17 protein-coding genes are annotated in these 16,986 nt (G+C 67.5%); 10 read left to right on the top strand and 7 right to left on the bottom strand.

The annotated features are described in order from the left end of the window. Positions 1 to 31: 31 nt before the first annotated feature. The 3 genes from E1H18_RS15505 to E1H18_RS15495 form a co-directional block, all read right to left on the bottom strand. A complete protein-coding gene (locus E1H18_RS15505) occupies positions 32 to 880 on the bottom strand; it encodes an MBL fold metallo-hydrolase (protein ID WP_172269976.1) in 849 nt (282 codons plus the stop codon). A gap of 107 nt (positions 881 to 987) precedes the next feature. Next, positions 988 to 1,707: a hypothetical protein gene (locus E1H18_RS15500; RefSeq protein WP_172269974.1), complete on the bottom strand. Its 720-nt coding sequence runs from the start codon at positions 1,705 to 1,707 to the stop codon at positions 988 to 990. Between the two features lie 100 nt (positions 1,708 to 1,807). Continuing rightward, the gene (locus E1H18_RS15495) at positions 1,808 to 2,884 is read right to left on the bottom strand and encodes an RluA family pseudouridine synthase (RefSeq protein ID WP_172269972.1); all 1,077 of its coding nucleotides are present in this window, start codon (positions 2,882 to 2,884) and stop codon (positions 1,808 to 1,810) included. Positions 2,885 to 2,938: 54 nt separating this feature from the next. Between E1H18_RS15495 and E1H18_RS15490 the strand changes: the two genes are divergently transcribed. Next, positions 2,939 to 5,440 (top strand): TonB-dependent receptor, encoded by a 2,502-nt coding sequence (locus E1H18_RS15490; protein ID WP_172269970.1) that lies wholly within the window; start codon positions 2,939 to 2,941, stop codon positions 5,438 to 5,440. A gap of 137 nt (positions 5,441 to 5,577) precedes the next feature. Here the strand turns inward: E1H18_RS15490 and E1H18_RS15485 are convergent, their stop codons facing one another. Continuing rightward, positions 5,578 to 5,883 (bottom strand): ferritin family protein, encoded by a 306-nt coding sequence (locus tag E1H18_RS15485; protein WP_172269968.1) that lies wholly within the window; start codon positions 5,881 to 5,883, stop codon positions 5,578 to 5,580. An 86-nt stretch (positions 5,884 to 5,969) separates the two neighbouring features. Between E1H18_RS15485 and E1H18_RS15480 the strand changes: the two genes are divergently transcribed. Continuing rightward, on the top strand, positions 5,970 to 7,667 hold the full coding sequence (locus E1H18_RS15480) for an alkaline phosphatase (RefSeq protein WP_172269966.1): 1,698 nt from the start codon (positions 5,970 to 5,972) through the stop codon (positions 7,665 to 7,667). 1 nt (position 7,668) lies between these two features. On the opposite strand, the gene E1H18_RS15475 is transcribed toward E1H18_RS15480, so the two are convergent. Then, on the bottom strand, positions 7,669 to 8,295 hold the full coding sequence (locus tag E1H18_RS15475) for a LysE family translocator (RefSeq protein WP_172269964.1): 627 nt from the start codon (positions 8,293 to 8,295) through the stop codon (positions 7,669 to 7,671). After that, the gene (gene hisI / locus E1H18_RS15470; RefSeq protein WP_172269962.1) at positions 8,282 to 8,704 is read right to left on the bottom strand and encodes a phosphoribosyl-AMP cyclohydrolase; all 423 of its coding nucleotides are present in this window, start codon (positions 8,702 to 8,704) and stop codon (positions 8,282 to 8,284) included. Before hisI ends, E1H18_RS15475 begins: the two co-directional genes overlap by 14 nt. 120 nt (positions 8,705 to 8,824) lie before the next feature. Between hisI and E1H18_RS15465 the strand changes: the two genes are divergently transcribed. Continuing rightward, complete coding sequence (locus E1H18_RS15465) at positions 8,825 to 9,709, top strand: DUF817 domain-containing protein (protein WP_172269960.1); 885 nt, start codon at positions 8,825 to 8,827, stop codon at positions 9,707 to 9,709. 125 nt (positions 9,710 to 9,834) lie between these two features. On the opposite strand, the gene folE is transcribed toward E1H18_RS15465, so the two are convergent. Next, positions 9,835 to 10,473, bottom strand: coding sequence for a GTP cyclohydrolase I FolE (folE, locus tag E1H18_RS15460; RefSeq protein WP_172269958.1), 639 nt, complete (start codon positions 10,471 to 10,473; stop codon positions 9,835 to 9,837). 179 nt (positions 10,474 to 10,652) lie between these two features. On the opposite strand from folE, the gene cysS reads away from it, so the two are divergent. From cysS to E1H18_RS15425, 7 genes are read left to right on the top strand one after another with little or no spacing between them, the layout of a single operon-like run. Further along, positions 10,653 to 12,044 carry a cysteine--tRNA ligase gene (cysS, locus tag E1H18_RS15455; RefSeq protein ID WP_172269956.1) on the top strand — a complete coding sequence of 464 codons (1,392 nt, stop codon included), beginning with the start codon at positions 10,653 to 10,655 and terminating at the stop codon, positions 12,042 to 12,044. A gap of 5 nt (positions 12,045 to 12,049) precedes the next feature. Then, complete coding sequence (locus tag E1H18_RS15450) at positions 12,050 to 12,811, top strand: 3-oxoacyl-ACP reductase (RefSeq protein WP_172269954.1); 762 nt, start codon at positions 12,050 to 12,052, stop codon at positions 12,809 to 12,811. A gap of 9 nt (positions 12,812 to 12,820) precedes the next feature. Next, a complete protein-coding gene (locus E1H18_RS15445) occupies positions 12,821 to 13,282 on the top strand; it encodes an SRPBCC domain-containing protein (protein ID WP_172269952.1) in 462 nt (153 codons plus the stop codon). A 7-nt stretch (positions 13,283 to 13,289) separates the two neighbouring features. Next, positions 13,290 to 13,754, top strand: a complete 465-nt coding sequence (locus E1H18_RS15440; protein ID WP_172269950.1) for an iron-sulfur cluster assembly scaffold protein — start codon at positions 13,290 to 13,292, stop codon at positions 13,752 to 13,754. A gap of 55 nt (positions 13,755 to 13,809) precedes the next feature. Continuing rightward, positions 13,810 to 14,064 (top strand): membrane protein insertion efficiency factor YidD, encoded by a 255-nt coding sequence (gene yidD, locus E1H18_RS15435; RefSeq protein ID WP_172269948.1) that lies wholly within the window; start codon positions 13,810 to 13,812, stop codon positions 14,062 to 14,064. Further along, positions 14,061 to 16,034, top strand: coding sequence for a threonine--tRNA ligase (gene thrS, locus E1H18_RS15430; RefSeq protein WP_172269946.1), 1,974 nt, complete (start codon positions 14,061 to 14,063; stop codon positions 16,032 to 16,034). Before yidD ends, thrS begins: the two co-directional genes overlap by 4 nt. After that, positions 16,034 to 16,960 (top strand): glycosyltransferase family 2 protein, encoded by a 927-nt coding sequence (locus E1H18_RS15425; protein WP_172269944.1) that lies wholly within the window; start codon positions 16,034 to 16,036, stop codon positions 16,958 to 16,960. The genes thrS and E1H18_RS15425 overlap by 1 nt, the downstream gene beginning before the upstream one ends. Positions 16,961 to 16,986 lie beyond the last annotated feature (26 nt).

Below are 16,986 nucleotides of genomic sequence, written 5' to 3'. Positions count from 1 at the left end.
CTGAGACGGGCAAGTGCGTTTCGAAAAGAAATTAAGTGAGGGCGCGCAGGTCGACCGGGGCGAAGCGGCGGCCGGCCTCGACTTCCGGCGGCAGCTTGCCGGCGCGGATGGCGACGCGCAGGGCGGCCGGCGCCAGGGTCGGTTCTGGCAGCGAGGCGTCGGCGGCGGCGCGCAGGGCGATGAAGCCGTCGCGGTCGATGTCGGCCTTTAGCTGGATATTGGAGGTCTGCTCGTCGGCGATGGTCGACTCGCAGGGCTCGCCGGCGCACGAGCCGGGCAGCACCCTGGTCTGGGGCGGCAGGCCCAAGAGCTTGCGGGCGTCGTCCCAGGCCTTGCCGGCGTCGGCGCCGGGCACGTCGCAGCGGCCTGCGCCCTCGGCCGGGCTCAGCACGAGGTCGCCGGTGAACACCGCGTCGCCCAGCTGGTAGGCCAGGGCGCCCGGCAGGCGGCCCTCAAGGGCGATGGCGGTGATCTCGAGGCCGCCCATGGGCAGAGCCTCGCCGTCCTGGGCCAGCTTGTCGAAGTCCCAGCCGTCCAGGTCGACGCCGTCCTCGCCCAGCACGGGGGCCAGGCGCTTGAGGCTCTCGACCACGCCTGCGCCGATGCAGACCGAGGCGCCGGTCTCGTATTTCACATGGCCGGCGGCCGAGATGTGGCCGGTGTGCAGGCCGGTCTCGAGGATCCAGGTGGGGCCGAGGTCGCGGGCGCGGATCTCGGCGATGATGCGGTTCATGAAGCTGGTGTCGACGGCCTCGGTGACCGGATCGAAATCCAGGACGGGGTCAACGATCGCGCACAGGAAGGTGGCGGGGTCGACAATCAGATAGGTGATCGTTCCGGTCGACGGATGGCGGTACGCGATGATTTCCGGCTGCATCAATCTGCCTCAGTCCCCGATGCGGGGCACCATGAGCGCAAGCCGTTAAACATCGGCGAACAGCGGCGCTTGGATCCAGCGCAACTTCCAGGTTGAACTCAATGTGAGTTTTAGCGATCCGCGGCCGAACACGGGTGGGCGCCGTCGCGCATCTCGCCGACCCACACCGGTTCGACATAGCGGCCGCCGTCACGGAAGCCGGGCGCGCAGCCCTCGGGCACGGCGCTGCCGCGGCGGCCGACGCCGCTCATCACCGACACGGCCAGCGACTGGCTTTCGCCGCCGCGCATGCGTCTGGGGTAGCCGCCATAACCATAGGCGCCGCCATATCCGTACCCGTCGCCATAGGCCCAGGCCCCGTTGCGGCCAAAGTCGGTCTTGGAGACGGCGATGCCGACCGTAGTGCTTTCGCCCACCGGGATCAGGGCCGAGGCCGAGGCGCTGCGATAGCCGCCGGTGCCGACCGACACGCTCATCTCGCCGTGGATCTTGCGCTTGCCGTCGGCGTCGCGGTCGTCCGAGGCATAGGCGCCCGGACCGTAAGCGTCGAAATCATGATTGGGCGGCAGCAGGCCGCGCCGTTGCGCATCGGCGGCTCGCGCAGGGCCCAGAAAGGCGTCGATCTGTTCCTGGGTGGTCATCGGCGCCGACGGTGTCGTGACGACGGGCGTCGCAGGAGCGGTGGCGGTCAGGGCCTGGACGCTGGACTTTGCCTGGGCGGTGCTGATGGCCTCGTCGTCAGCGTTCATCGTCAGCAGGGGCATCGCCAGAACGGGCGTGGCCAGAACGGTAGCGGCGCCGAGGGCGAGGATCGCGAGAGAGGGCCGCATGATACGCTCCAGGGTGACCAGACGGAGATAGTAGACCGTCAGGCCAGCGCAATTAGGGCGCTTTTGTTGCGGCCGCGCAAGCTTGGCCGACTGGCGGGAGTCAGAGCGTCGCCAGGCCGGCTTCCAGCGCCGCCATGTCGGCGGGCAGGGGGGTCTCGAAGCGCAGCGTCTCGCCGGTCACGGGGTGGGCGAAGCCCAGCACTGCCGCATGCAGCGCCTGGCGCGTCAGGCCCGCCGCCGCGATCCGCTCGCGCACCGCCTGGGCCGGCTGGCTGGCGCCGTAGACGGCGTCGGCCAGGCAGGGCGAGCCCTTGCTGGCCATGTGGACGCGGATCTGATGCGTGCGGCCAGTCTCGAGTCGGCAGGCCACGCGCGCGGCCACAGGGCGATCTTGGGGGCCGAACGTCGCCTCCACCTTATAATGCGTGATCGCCGTCCGGCCGCCGGACTTCAGCACGGCCATCTTCTTGCGGTCGCTGGCGGAGCGGCCGAGCTGGGTTTCGATCGTACCGGACAGAGGGCTGGGCGCGCCGCGGACCAGGGCCACGTACAGGCGGTCGATATCGTGCGTGGCGAACAGCTTGGACAGGCCCTGGTGCGCCACATCGCTCTTGGCCGCGACCATGACGCCCGAAGTGTCCTTGTCCAGTCGGTGGACGATGCCGGGGCGGGCCACGCCGCCCACGCCCGACAGGCTGTCGCCGCAGTGGTGCAGCAGGGCGTTGACCAGGGTGCCGTCGGGCGTGCCGGGAGCAGGGTGAACGGCCATGCCGGCGGCCTTGTCGACCACGATCAGGTGCTCGTCCTCGTAGAGGATGGAGAGCGGCAGGGCCTGGGGTTCGGGCTCGGCCGGGGCTGGCGGAGGCACCTGTAGGGCGTAGGTCCCGGTCTTGGCCTTGCGCGAGGCGTCGGTGATCAGTTGGCCGTCGAGGGACAGGCGGCCCTCGCCGATCAGGGCCTGCAGGCGGGCGCGGGAAAGGTCGGGAAACAGCGGCGCCAGCACCTTGTCCAGCCGTTGGCCGGCGAGGCTGTCCGGTAGATCGGCGGTCAGGGTCTCGCCGTCGCCCTCGCGGGAGGCGCCGGTGTCCAGGGCGTCATCATCCCCCAAACCATCCACTGTGTCTTCCACGCCATCCACTGGGGGTTTCACTGCTCCGTCACACACTCGTCGCGTCATCGACACGGGCCATGCCTACGGCGCAGGTCGAGTATTTGTCTGAGGGGATAGTCCATGCGCGCTTTCCGCACCACCACGCTGTTGACCGCCAGCCTTCTGGCCCTGGTCGCTGCGGCTCCGGCCATGGCGGCCGACGAGCCCCAAGCCGGTAACGTAGGGGCCGGCAACACCGGCGCCGCCACCCTGGGCGAGCTGGTCATCACCGCCCAGAAGCGCGCCCAGGATCCGGTCGACGTGCCGATCTCGGTGACCGCCTATTCGGGCGAGTTCCTGGAAGCCATCGGCGTCAAGGCGTTCGACGAGCTGTCGGCCTTCACCCCCGGCTTCCTGGTGCAGAACCAGTCGAACAACAACTCCGGCTTCGTGATGCGCGGCATCACCTCGGACTCCGGTTCGGCCACGGATGAAACCCGCGTCTCGATCTATCAGGACGGCGTGCCGATCTCGCGCTCGCGCGGCTCTTATGTCGAGCTGTTCGACATGGAGCGCGTCGAAGTCGCCAAGGGGCCGCAGTCGACCCTGTTCGGCCGCGGCGCGCTGATCGGCGCCGTGAACCTGGTGCAGAACAAGGCTGACCCGGTCGGCAACGACTGGATGCTGAAGGCCGAGCTCGGCACGCGCGGCTACACGGTCGGCGAAGGCATGGTGAACTTCGCCATGAGCGACACCAGCGCCCTGCGCCTGGCGGTCCGCGTTCGTCAGAACGACGGCTACGTCAAGGACCTCGCCGGCGGCGACCCCTTCAACTCGACCGACACCGAAGCCTTCCGCGCCGCCTACCACATCGAGCTGGGCGAACGCTTCAAGCTGGACCTGATCGGCAACTATCAGGAAGACAGCACCACCGGCACCTCGTTCAAGAGCCACACCTTCAACCCGACCAACCCCATCACCGGCGCGGTGCTGGGCGACACCGGCGTGTCGTCGGGCGCCACCTTGTCGGCCGGCGCCGGCTTCGAAGGCGGCGCGCCGCTGGGCCTGGAGCGTAAGGTCTACGGCGTCACCGCCCTGGCCGAGTTCAAGCTCAGCGACAGCCTGACCCTGTCGTCGATCACCGCCGGCCGCCGCTTCCACTCGGTGGAAGTGTTCGACCCGGATGGCACGAGCCTGCCGATCCTGACCTTCGCCGAGGACGCGCAAGGTCGTCAGCAGAGCCAGGAACTGCGCCTGAACTACGATAACGGCGGCCGCTTCACCGGCTTCGTCGGCGCCAACTACTTCCATGAGACCGGCTCGTGGCGCATCCCGGGCCAGTTCGACGAGCGTCTGGTCCTGGCCCTGCTGGCCGGCACGTCGCCGCTGGGCATCAGCCGTCCGAACCCGCAGCCGCTGGCCTATCTGACCAACCCGGCCTACCTGGCCCAAGTGCTGAACCTGGGCTTCGGCGTCCCCGCCGCCCTGGCGCCGGGCCTGGCCGCCAACCTCAAGCCGGTGCACCGCGAGACCTTCGCCAACTCCAGCGAGAATACGGCCTACGACGTCTATGCCGACGGTACGCTGAAGCTGACGGACAAGTTCGAGATCACGGCCGGCATCCGCTACACCAGCGAAGAGCGCTGGGCGGGGTACAGCTCGCACGTTGACAACGGCCGTTCGATCCTGGGCCTGCTGCTGGCTGCGCCGACCGCGACGAACATCTTCTTGGCCTCGCAGCCGAACGCGGTGAACAACCCGCTGCTGCCGTCGGTGGGTCTGATCGCCCAGCCGACCACCGGTAACGGTCAGACCTTCGGTCGCGAGATCAAGGACAACGGCCTCACCTGGCGCCTGGTCGGCCGCTACGCCGCCGCCGACAACCTGTCGTTCTACGCCTCGTACGCCCGCGGTCGTCGCCCGGACGTGATCTCGGCCAGCGGCCCGGCCGCGCCGCTGGGCGCAGCGCGCCTGAACGTCGTCGACGCCGAAACGGTCGACAGCTACGAAGCCGGCGCCAAGGGCAAGCTGTTTGATGGCCGCCTGTTCCTGGCCGGCGCAGTGTTCCGGTACGACTACGACAACTTCGCCACCAGCTTCCGCCAGGGCGCCCAGGTCGTGACCCTGAACGCCGGCAAGGCCAAGGCCTACGGCTTTGAAGGCGAGGCCCGCCTGCAGGCCGGCGAGTACTGGACCCTGTTCTCGACCTACGCCTACAACCACGCCCGCCTGAGCACCGGCCTGCGCGACGGCAACAGCTTCCGTCTGTCGCCCGACCACGCCGTCTCGGTCGGCGCCGCCTTTAGCCGCGAGGCCCTCGGCGGCAAGGTCAGCTTCACGCCGACCTACACCTGGCGTTCGAAGATGTTCTTCGACGACGACAACGACCGCTCGGACCTGCAGTCGTCGGGCCTGTTCCCCGACACCAAGGTCGACGAGTTCCAGAATGGCTACGGCCTGCTCAACGTCCGTCTGGGCTTTGGTGCGGTGGACGATCGCTGGCGCATCGAAGCCTTCGTCGAGAACGTGGGCGACGTCAGCTACCTGAAGGACGCGGGCAACACCGGTGACAGCTTCGGCATCCCGACCTTCATCGCCGGCAAGCCGCGCTTCATGGGCATCGGCTTCACGGTCCGCCGGTAGGCCTTAGTTCCGTTTCCCCGGCGAAAGCCGGGGCCCAGATGGAGGAGCGCTGAGGCGGGTTCTACGCACTCAGCGCTCCTCCCGTCAGCCCGGGCGCTCCGAGATCTGGGTCCCGGCTTTCGCCGGGAAGATCGGATTTACTTGGTCGCCTCTTCCTCGTGGCCGGTGATCGACCCTTCCTTGAACAGGTATTCCCGCAGCTGTTCGTCGGTCTCGGGATCGCTGCGGCGCAGCCACTCCAGCACCATGGCGGCGTGCTCCAGCTCCTCGCGGGCGTTGTGCAGCAGGATCTTCTTCAGCTCCGGATCGTCGCAGTCATCCGCACGCTGACGATACCAATCGACAGCTTCCATCTCCTCGATCAGCGAGGTGATGGCGTAGTGCTGATTCAGTGTGCGCTTGCTCAGCTTTTCGCGGGGGACGTGCAGTTCTTCGCTCGACATCTCGGCTCCTGGAAGCGTCATCTTCCTGTTGTGTCGAAGCGCTAACGCACAGGACGCCGAAGCGGCGCCATGCAGGGGAACGAACAATGGCCATTGATCGACGTAAGGTGCTCGGCCTGCTGGGTCTCACCAGCGTCGCCGCCGGCGAGGCGGCCGCTCAGGCGACCAGCTATTACAAGGGCCCGGTGGCCTTCGAGCACGGCGTCGCCAGCGGTGATCCCTCGCCGACGGCCGCGATCTTCTGGACCCGCGTGACCCCCAAGGACGCTGCGACCGGCGAGATCGCCGTCGAGCTGGAGATCGCCGCCGATCCCGACTTCAAGACCCTGGTCACCAAGACCTCCGGCCTGCGCGCGCGGGCCAGCCGCGACTGGACGGTCAAGCACGACATCGACGGTGACGGCCTCAAGCCCGCCACCGACTACTGGTACCGCTTCAAGGCCAATGGCGTGATCTCGCCGGTCGGCCGCACCCGCACCCTGCCGGTCGGCAAGACCAAGGACGTCGTCCTGGCGGTCGCCTCGTGCGCCCTGTATCCGAACGGCTACTTCAACGCCTACGACGCCATCGCCAAGCTGCCGCGCGTCGACGCGGTGCTGCACCTGGGCGACTACATCTACGAGTACGGCGGCGCGGCCGACGACTACGGCATGAGCTCGCCGACCTCGAAGGCGCGCGCGCCCCAGCCGGCGACCGAAATCCTGTCGCTGGACGACTATCGCCGCCGCCACGCCCAGTACAAGTCCGACCCCGGTCTGCAGGCCGCCCACGCCCGCGCGCCGTGGATCGTGGTCTGGGACGACCACGAGACCGCCAACGACAGCTGGGTCGGCGGGGCCGAGAACCACGACCCCAAGACCGAAGGCGACTGGGCCGTGCGCAAGGCCGCCGCTCTGAAGGCCTATTACGAGTGGATGCCGATCCGCGACGCGCACGGCAGCCTGCCGGAAGCCGCCTGGCGCGATTTCCAGTTCGGCGACGTGGCCAGCCTGCTGATGGTCGAGACGCGCCTGTCGGGCCGCACCCAGGAGCTGACCTATGACGCCGACCTGGCGATCGTGGATGGCAAACCGGACGTCGCGGGCTTCGTGGCCAAGTGGAAGTCGCCCGATCAGCGGATGATGGGCCAGGATCAGCAGAAGTGGCTGGCCAGCCAGATCGGCGCTTCGGTCAAGAACAACACCGCCTGGCAGGTGCTGGGTAACCAGGTGGTCATGGCCCGCGTCGCTGCGCCGAACCTGAAGGCCACGATGGGCGAGGCCAATTTCAACGTCCTGCTGAGCAAGCTGAACGACTACGCCCGCAAGGCCGTGCTGCAGGCCGTCGCCATCTCGGCCTACGATGTCCCCTCGAACCTGGACGCCTGGGACGGTTATCCGGCCGATCGTCAGCGGGTCTACGACATCTTCACCGCCGCCAAGGCGCGGCCGATCGTGCTGGCCGGCGACAGCCACATGTTCTGGGCCAACGAGCTGTGGGACGACGCCGGCAAGACCCGCGTGGCGGCCGAATTCGGCGCCACCTCGATCACCTCGCCCGGCTATGGCGACGCCCTGCCAGGCGTGCCGGTCGCCGAGGCGCTGATCCAGCGCAACAAGGAAGTGAAATACGCCCACGCCAGCGCCAAGGGCTTCCTGTTGCTGACGCTCGAGCACGGCAAGGCCACGGGCGAGATGATGGCCGTCTCGACAATCTACGAGCCGACCTACACGACCAGCGTGCTCAAGCGCTTCGTGGTGACGCCCGCGACGGACGGCGGGGTCGAGGCGCTGAAGGAGGTCTAGTTCAGCGCCGCTCCAGCGCGAGCTTCAGCCCGAACGCCACGAACACGCACCCCGTCACGCGGTCCAGCCACTGCACCACGACCGGCACGCGCAGCAGGCCGGCGATGGGCACTGTGGCGGCGATCAGGGCGGCGAACCAGGTCAGGCCCAGCAAGACGTGGATCCCCGCCAGCAAAAGGCCGAAGCGGGCGGGATCCACGCCCGCCGGCATGAACTGGGGCAGGAACGAGACGTAGAAGATCCCGACCTTGGGATTGAGCAGATTGGTCAAGAGGCCCCGGCGAAGGGCCGCGACCGGTCCGGCGTCGATGGCCTTCATCTCGCCGGGCTCGAACTGGTCGCGGGGCTTCAGGATCATTCGGATCCCGGTCCAGGCCAGGAACAGCGCGCCGGTCCACTTTAGCACCGTGTAGGCCATCTCCGAGGCGGTCAGCAGCGCCCCGACCCCGAAGGCGGCGGCCGCGCCCCAGATGAAGCAGCCCAGGCCGATGCCGATCGCCGCGCCTGCAGCCCTGCGCGGGCCCTCGGCCGCGGCGGTGCGGATCACCAGGGCGGTGTCCAGGCCGGGCGTCAGGGTCAGGAGGCCGGCGGCCAAGGTGAAGGCGATCAGGGCTTCAGGCGTGGTCATGATGGATCGGCGCTTCCTGTTCGACGAGCTTGCCGTCTTCGAGAACGCGATAGAAGCATGAGCGGAACCCGACGTGGCAGGCCCCGCCATCGCCGCGCGGGCGCACCTTGATCAGCACCGCGTCCTGGTCGCAGTCGACCCGCAGCTCGATCACGTCCTGCAGTTGGCCGCTGGTGTCGCCCTTCTTCCAGAGCTCGTTCCGCGAGCGGCTGAAATAGTGGGCGATCTTCGTCTCGACCGTCAGCTTCAGGGCTTCGGCGTTCATCCAGGCCAGCATCAGGATTTCGCCGCTGTCGGCGTGCTGGGCGATGGCCACGACTAGGCCGTCGGCGTTGAAGCGCGGCGATAGAACGCTGCCGCGCTCCAGGTCGTGCTTGTCGTGGGCTTTGGGGAACAGGGCGGTGCTCATGGGCCACATATGGCGCAGGAGGGGGGTCTTGCGCTAGGTTCCCGCCACTTCAAGGCCTGCATTAGCAGGCCTTGTCTTTGGGGGAAGCCGGAGCGCGCTCGCGCGCTGCGCGGGGAAGAGATGAACCTTAAAGATCGCATCAAGGGCGCCGTGGCGGCGCTGGACGTCTGGGCGCGGCCCTGGGCGCGCCAGTCGCGCTGGAACGGCTATGCCTATGAGTTCCTGCTGTTCGGGCTGAAACAGGCCTGGGCCTGCCTGTTCGGCGGCCTGATGCTGGCCCTGCTGGTCGGCACGCATCTGTTCTGGCCGGAGAACGCGCCGCTGGCGCGTTACGACTTCCTGGTCGTCGCCGCGATCGCGATCCAGGCGTCCCTGCTGGCGCTGAAGCTGGAGCGCTGGGACGAGGCGCTGGTGATCTTCATCTTCCACGTGGTCGGTACGGTGATGGAGCTGTTCAAGACCGCTCACGGCTCATGGATCTATCCGGAAGAGAGCATCCTGCGGATCGGCGACGTGCCGCTGTTCACCGGTTTCATGTACGCCTGCGTCGGCAGCTATATCGCGCGGATCTGGCGGTTGTTCGACATCACCTTCATCCGCTATCCGCCATTCTGGAGCACCCACATCCTGGCGGTGCTGATCTACGCCAACTTCTTCACCCACCACTACATGATCGACATCCGGGTGGGTCTGTTCGCCCTCTCGGCGGTGCTGTTCGGGCGCAGCTGGTTCGTGTTCACCCCCGATCAGACGGCCCGGCGGATGCCGATGCTGATGGGCATGGTGCTGGTGTCGCTGTTCATCTGGTTCGCCGAGAACCTGGGCACCTTCGCCGGGGCCTGGATCTATCCCAGCCAGACGGATGGCTGGCACATGGTGCCGTTCGAGAAGATGGGCGCCTGGTACTTGCTGATGCTGATCAGCTTCGTGCTGGTGACGCTGGTGCACCGGCCGGTGGATGCGTGCGTGGCGCGGCTGCGCGAGGGGATCTGGCGGGCGGCTTAGGTCGGCGCTGGCCCCTCCACCGGCTTCGCCGGTCCCCCTCCCCTAAAAGGGAGAGGAGAGATTTATCCGCCCCCGGCTGGGGGCGGACAGACCCGCGGAGCGGGTCAGGTGGGGGCCTGTGCGGCCTACTTCCGCACCAGATCCATGAACCGCTGCTGCAGGACCTTGTCGGTCTTGAACACGCCGCGGAACTGGGTGGTGATCGTCGAGACGTCGTGATGCTTCACGCCGCGGGTGCTCATGCACTGGTGCTCGGCGTCGATCAGCACGGCCACGCCGGCGGCCGAGAGGTGGTCCTCGATGGCGTCGGCGATCTGCATGGTCATGGTCTCCTGGGTCTGGAGACGCTTGGCGTAGATCTCGACCAGGCGGGCCAGCTTCGACAGGCCGACGACCTTGCCGGTCGGCATGTACGCGATCCAGGCCTTGCCCAGGAACGGCGCCATGTGGTGTTCGCAGTGGCTCTGCACGTCGATGCCGCGCAGCATGACCATGTCGTCATAGCCCTGCACGTCCTCGAAGGTGCGCGAGAGCTCCTTGGCCGGATCGCCGTGATAGCCGGCGAACCACTCGCCATAGGCCTCGACGACGCGCTCGGGGGTGTCCAGCAGGCCTTCGCGGTCGGGATTGTCGCCGGCCCAGGCCAGCAGGGTCCGCACCGCGGCCATGGCCTCGTCCTTGGTGGGGCGCTGGGCGGGTTCAAGATCAAGACCGGTCTGGTTCTCAGTACCGATCAGGGTTCGCTCGCGGGTCAGTGCGTCCATGTTTTGAGGGGGTCTTCCCGGGCTGAGTTGCGCCGGAGCGCCTGTCGCTCCGGAATGACGCGTGCCACCCGTCGCGCCACCTTGAGACCAAACAAGTGGTCGTCCGGGCGCGTCCTAGATATATGGGGCCGTGCTCCATCCGGAGCAACCACTACCCTACGTCAGGTTGCCGCGACCCAATGACCCTGAAGCTCCACGACACCATGGCGCGCGAGAAGCGCGACTTCGTCCCCGCCGACCGCGATCGCGTGACGATGTATGTCTGCGGACCCACGGTCTACAACTACGCCCATATCGGCAATTTCCGGCCGGTCGTGGCGTTCGACGTCCTGTATCGCGTGCTGCGCCACCTCTATGGCGAGGACGCGGTGGTCTATGCCCGCAACGTCACCGACGTCGACGACAAGATCAACAAGAAGGCGGCCGACGAGGGCGTCGACATCAAGGTCATCACCGACCGCTACCTGGCCGCCTATCACGAGGACGCCGATGCGCTGGGCGCTTTGCGTCCCGATCTCGAGCCCAAGGCCACGGATCACATCGACGCCATCGTCGAGATGATCGGCAAGCTGGTCGACAACGGCAAGGCCTATGCCGCCGAGGGCCACGTGCTGTTCGACACCCAGAGCTTCGCCGATTACGGCCAGCTGTCGGGCCGCGACCTGGACGAGATGATCGCCGGGGCCCGCGTCGAGGTCGCGCCCTACAAGCGCCACCCGGCCGACTTCGTGCTGTGGAAGCCGTCGAAGGAAAACGAGCCCGAGTGGCAAAGCCCCTGGGGCGCGGGCCGTCCGGGCTGGCACATCGAGTGCTCGGCCATGATCGACAAGACCCTGGGCCAGACCATCGACATCCACGCCGGCGGCATCGACCTGACCTTCCCGCACCACGAGAATGAAGTGGCCCAGAGCCGCTGCGCCCACGATGCGCCGGTGCTCGCGAACTACTGGCTGCACAACGGCTTCCTCGACATGGGCGGGGAGAAGATGTCCAAGAGCCTGGGCAACGTCATCATCCCGCACGAGCTCTTGAAGACCACGCCGGGCGAGGTGATCCGCTGGGCGCTGCTGTCGGCCCACTATCGCCAGCCGCTGGACTGGACGCCTGAGCTGATCGAGCAGAGTCGCAAGTCGCTGGACCGCCTGTACGGCGCCTTGCGTCGCGCCAAGGACGTGCCGATGGACCAGGCGATGGAGGCTCCGGCCGACACGATCGCGGCCCTGATGGACGACCTCAACACGCCGCTGGCGACCTCGACCCTGTTCGAGGTGTCGAGCCTGATCGAAAAGGCCGTCACCGCGGGTGACACGGCCGCCATCGCCGCCAACAAGGCCCGCCTGATCGAGGCCGGCGCCCTGCTGGGCTTCCTGCAGGCCGATCCGGACGCCTGGTTCGAGGGCGACGCCTCCGACGAGCTGAAGGCCCAGGTCGAGGATCTGCTGGCCCGCCGTGTCGCCGCCCGCGCCGCCAAGGACTGGGGCGCCGCCGACGGCATCCGCGCCGAACTGGACGCTCTGGGCGTGGTCGTCATGGACGGTCCCGCCGGCGCCACTTGGCGCATGAAGGACTGATCGCCATGACGTTCGAACAGCAGGTCGTCCTGGTCTCCGGCGCGGGCCGGGGCCTGGGCGCGGCGATCGCCCGGGCCTTCGTCGAGAACGGCGCCCAGGTGGTGGTCAACTACCGTCGCAGCGAGGAGAAGGCGAAAGCGCTGGTCGAGGAACTGGGCCAGCGCGCCGTGGCCATCCAGGCCGACGTCGCCGACCCGATCCAGGCCCGCCGGCTGGTCAATGCGGCGGCCGAGCACTTCGGCCACCACGTCACCACGGTGATCAATAACGCCATCGGCGACTTCAGCTTCAACGGCGACGCGCGCGAGAAAATCCAGACGATCGGCTGGGACGACTTCGCCGGCCAGATCGACGTGGCCCTGCGTGGGGCGCTGAACCTGATCCAGGCCGCCGCGCCCGCCATGGAAGCGGCCGGCTATGGCCGCATCGTCAATGTCGGCACCAATCTTTTCCAGAACCCGGTGGTGCCGTATCACGACTACACCGCCGCCAAGGCCGCGCTGCTGTCGCTGACCCGGACGGCCGCCGCCGACCTGGGTCCCAACGGCGTCACGGTGAACATGGTCTCGGGCGGCCTGCTGCGCGTCACCGACGCCAGTGCCGCGACGCCGGACGCCATCTTCGACCTGATCGCCCAGAGCACGCCCCTGCGCCAGGTCACCACCCCTGCCGAATTCGCCGACGCCGTCCTGTTCTTCGCCTCGCCCTGGAGCCGGGCGGTGACGGGTCAGAACCTGGTGGTGGATGGCGGGCTGGTGAGAGACTAAGTACGAGTCATGCAACGCGCCGTCGAACATCGTATCGGGGTCCAGGCTCCCGCCGAGATCGTCTGGGAGATCGTCTCGGACTTCGAGACCTGGCACCAGTGGAACCCGCTCTACAAGAAGGCCGAGGGGCAGTTGAAGATCGGCACGGCGTTGACGCTGGAGCAGCATCTGCCCGGCGAGACGCCGATCGTCATCGCGCCGATCGTCCAGGACTGGGTGCCCTACGAACAGCTGCATTGGCGCTCCAAGCGGCTGGGCGGGTTTGTGACCGCGATCCGCTATCTCGAGATCGAGAACATGGGGCCGACCAACTCGACCTTCTCGAACGGCGAGCTGTTCATGGGCCTCTTGCTACGTTTCGTCAGTCGCGACGATCGCCGCAAGCTGAGGGCCGCCTTCACGGAGATGGGCGAGGCCGTGCGCGACCGGGCCGAGGCGCTCTGGACCGAGCGCCAGAGCACCCCATCTTAGATTTGCGATGATCGACGACCTCTACAGCGCCAAGATCCTGACGCTCGTGGCCAACATGCCGCGGGCCGGGCGCCTGGCTGCGCCTGACGCCAGCGCCGAGAAGACCGCCAAGCTGTGCGGCAGCACGATCGTCGTGGATGTGATGTTGGACTCCGAGGGCAAGGTCGCCGACTTCGCCCAGGATGTTGCAGCCTGCGCCTTGGGCCAGGCGGCCGCCGCCGTACTGGGCGCCAACGTCATCGGCGCAGGTCTTTCCGACATCGAGTTGGCGCGCGACTCGCTTGCCGCTATGCTGAAGTCGAACGGTTCGCCTCCCGCGGGCCGGTTTGCGGAGCTCGCCGTGCTGGAGCCGGTCAAGGACTATCCCGCTCGTCACGCCTCGACGCTGCTGGCGTTCGAAGCGACGGTGGAGGCTGTCCGGAAGGCCACAGCGGCGCCCCAAACGCGAACTAGCACCGCCGGCGCGGCTTGATCCTGCCCCCTCCGGGGTGGTGTAACCGCACTGCAACAAACAGTCGCGCGCCGGCATGACTCTCTACGAACGCACCGTCGACCTGGGCCTTCGGGCCTACAAGACGACGCTCTCGCCTCTCATCGGGCGTCAGTGCCGCTTCGCGCCGAGCTGTTCGGAGTACGCGGCGGCCGCCCTCAAGGATCATGGCCCGCTCAAGGGTTCCTGGTTGGCTTTGCGACGGATCTGCCGATGCAATCCGTTTGGTGGTTCGGGCTACGACCCCCCACCGCCGCGAAGCTCGCCACGTAAGTGGATATGTGAAGAATGATCGATCTGGTTTTCCCCGACGGCTCCGCCCGCCAGTATCCGGACGGCTCGACGGGACGCGATGTCGCCGCGGCCATCTCCAAGTCGCTGGAAAAGAAGGCCCTGCTGATCAAGCTGGACGGCCAGGTGCTGGACCTGGACCGCGCCCTGACGCCTGACCTGCTGGCCGGCGAGCGCAAGTTCGAGATCCTGACGCGCGACGCCCCCGAGGCGCTCGAGACCATCCGCCACGACACGGCCCACGTGCTGGCCGAGGCCGTGCAGGAGCTGTTCCCCGGCACCCAGGTGACGATCGGCCCGAACGTCGAGGACGGCTTCTATTACGACTTCGCCCGCGACGAGCCGTTCAGCCTGGACGACCTAGAAAAGATCGAAAAGCGCATGAAGGAGATCGTCGACCGCGACGAGAAGATCACGCGCGAGGTCTGGGACCGCGAAGAGGCCATCGCCCACTTCGACGGCATCGGCGAGCAGTACAAGGCCCAGATCATCCGCGACCTGCCGGGCACGGACACCATCACGGTCTATCGCCAGGGCAACTGGAAGGATCTGTGCCGTGGGCCGCACCTGCCGTCGACCAAGCACGTCGGCAAGGCCTTCAAGCTGACCAAGCTGGCCGGCGCCTACTGGCGCGGCGACCAGAACAACGCCCAGCTGCAGCGCATCTACGGCACGAGCTGGGCTTCGGAAGCCGACCTGGAAGCGCACCTGAAGCGCATCGAGGAAGCCGAGAAGCGCGATCACCGCAAGCTGGGTCGCTCGATGGACCTCTTCCACATCCAGGAAGAGGGCAAGGGCATGGTGTTCTGGCACGCCAAGGGCTGGGCCCTGTATCGCGTACTCGAGGACTACATGCGCCGTCGCCTGGACGCGGCCGGCTACAAGGAAGTGAAGACCCCGCAGATCCTGGATCGCAGCCTGTGGGAGAAGTCGGGCCATGCCGAGAAGTTCGGCCACGCGATGTTCATGTGCGAAAGCGCCGAGGGCGAGATCCTGGCGGTCAAGCCGATGAACTGCCCGGGCCACATCCAGATCTTCAATGTCGGCCAGAAGAGCTATCGTGAGCTGCCGCTGCGCATGGCCGAGTTCGGCGCCTGCCACCGCTACGAGCCGTCAGGCGCCATGCACGGCATCATGCGCGTGCGGGCCTTCACCCAGGACGACGCCCACATCTTCTGCCGCGAAGAGCAGGTGACCGAAGAGTCGGCCCGTTTCATCGAGCTGCTGCGCAGCGTCTATGACGACCTGGGCATGCAGCTGGCCGACACCAAGTTCTCGACGCGCCCGGACCTGCGGGCCGGCACGGACGAGGTCTGGGACAAGGCCGAGCAGGCGCTGTCGGCCGCCGCCGAAGCCGCCGGCGAGACCCTGGTGCTGCAGGAGGGCGAGGGCGCCTTCTACGGTCCGAAGCTGGAGTTTTCGCTGAAGGACGCCATCGGCCGGGTCTGGCAGTGCGGCACGCTGCAGCTTGATTTCGTTCTGCCGGAACGACTGGACGCCGAGTACGTTTCGGAAGACGGTTCCAAGAAGCGTCCTGTGATGCTTCACCGGGCGATCTTGGGGTCCTTCGAGCGTTTCATCGGCATCCTGTTGGAAAACTTCGCGGGCGCGCTGCCCGTGTGGCTGGCGCCGACCCAGGTGGTCGTGGCCACCATCACGTCCGACGCCGACGATTATGCCCGTGGAGTCGTCGAGAAGTTGACTAAGTTGGGTATGCGCGCGGAGCTTGATCTGCGTAATGAGAAGATCAACTACAAGATTCGCGAGCACAGCCTCGCCAAGGTGCCTGTGATCGCGGTGATCGGACGCAAGGAAGCTGAAACGGGGCATCTGGCCCTGCGTCGCCTGGGTGGCGAAGGCCAGAGCGTGTTGTCGCTGGAAGACGCCCTGCGCGTGCTCGCCGACGACGCCACCCCGCCGGACGTCAAGCGCGCCCGCGCCGAGGACCTGGCGGAGGCCGCGAGCGCCTGATGAACAGCATTCTCCCGTCCATGACGACCTTCACCGCCGGGGCGCGTCCGGCGCGTCCGAACGTGTCCGTGGTCATGGTCGTCTACTGGACGGGAGAAGCGCTGGCGCAGAGCATCCGGCACGTGCTGGACGAGCCGCTGGTCGATGAGTTCGTCATCGTCGACAACGGCTCCTCAGCCGAAGACGCCGACATGCTGCGGTCCCTGGCCCTGACCGAGCCGCGCGTGGTGCTGCGCCAGGGCCACGGCAATGTCGGTTTCGCCCGCGGGGCCAACCTGGGCGCCATCACGGCCGGCGGCGAGCACATCGTCTTCCTCAATCCCGACGCCAACCTGCAGCCCGGCTGCGTGGCGGCGCTGGTCACGGCCTTCAAGGGCCAGCCGACGCCGACCATCGTCGGCGCGCGGGTGATGAACGTCGACGGCAGCGAGCAGCGCGGCGGCCGACGCGGCGAGGTGACCCCGGTCACCACCGTTCTGAGCTTTGGCCAACTGACCCGCCGTTATCCCAAGCTGGCCGGCTTTGAGATTCATCGCGAGAACGAGCCGCTGCCGGCCGGTCCCGCGCCGATGCCGACCATCTCCGGCGCCTGCTTCGCCATGCGCCGCGACGACTTCGACGCCTTGCAGGGCTTCGACGAGGGCTATTTCCTGCATGTCGAGGACATCGACCTGTGCTGGCGCGCCCGCCGGGCCGGTGGGCAGGTGCTGTTCCAGCCGCAGGCCGAGGTCATCCATCTGGGCCACACCAGCCTGGAGCACCCGATGAAGGTCGAGTTCCACAAGGGCGTGGGCCTGACCCGCTACTTCATCAAGCGCGCCGACAGCCTGCAGCTGTTCGCCGCCGCGGTCCTACTGGCCCCGGCCATCGTGCTGATGTCGATCTCGCGCCCGCTGCTGTGGAAGCTGACCGGGCGGCCGATCTAGGGCTTAGCGCCCCCTCCGTCTCGCCG

Origin of the sequence: Caulobacter sp. RHG1, from assembly GCF_013181195.1 — a bacterium.
In the GTDB taxonomy this organism is placed as follows: domain Bacteria; phylum Pseudomonadota; class Alphaproteobacteria; order Caulobacterales; family Caulobacteraceae; genus Caulobacter.
This window is presented reverse-complemented; position numbering and strand designations above follow the sequence as displayed.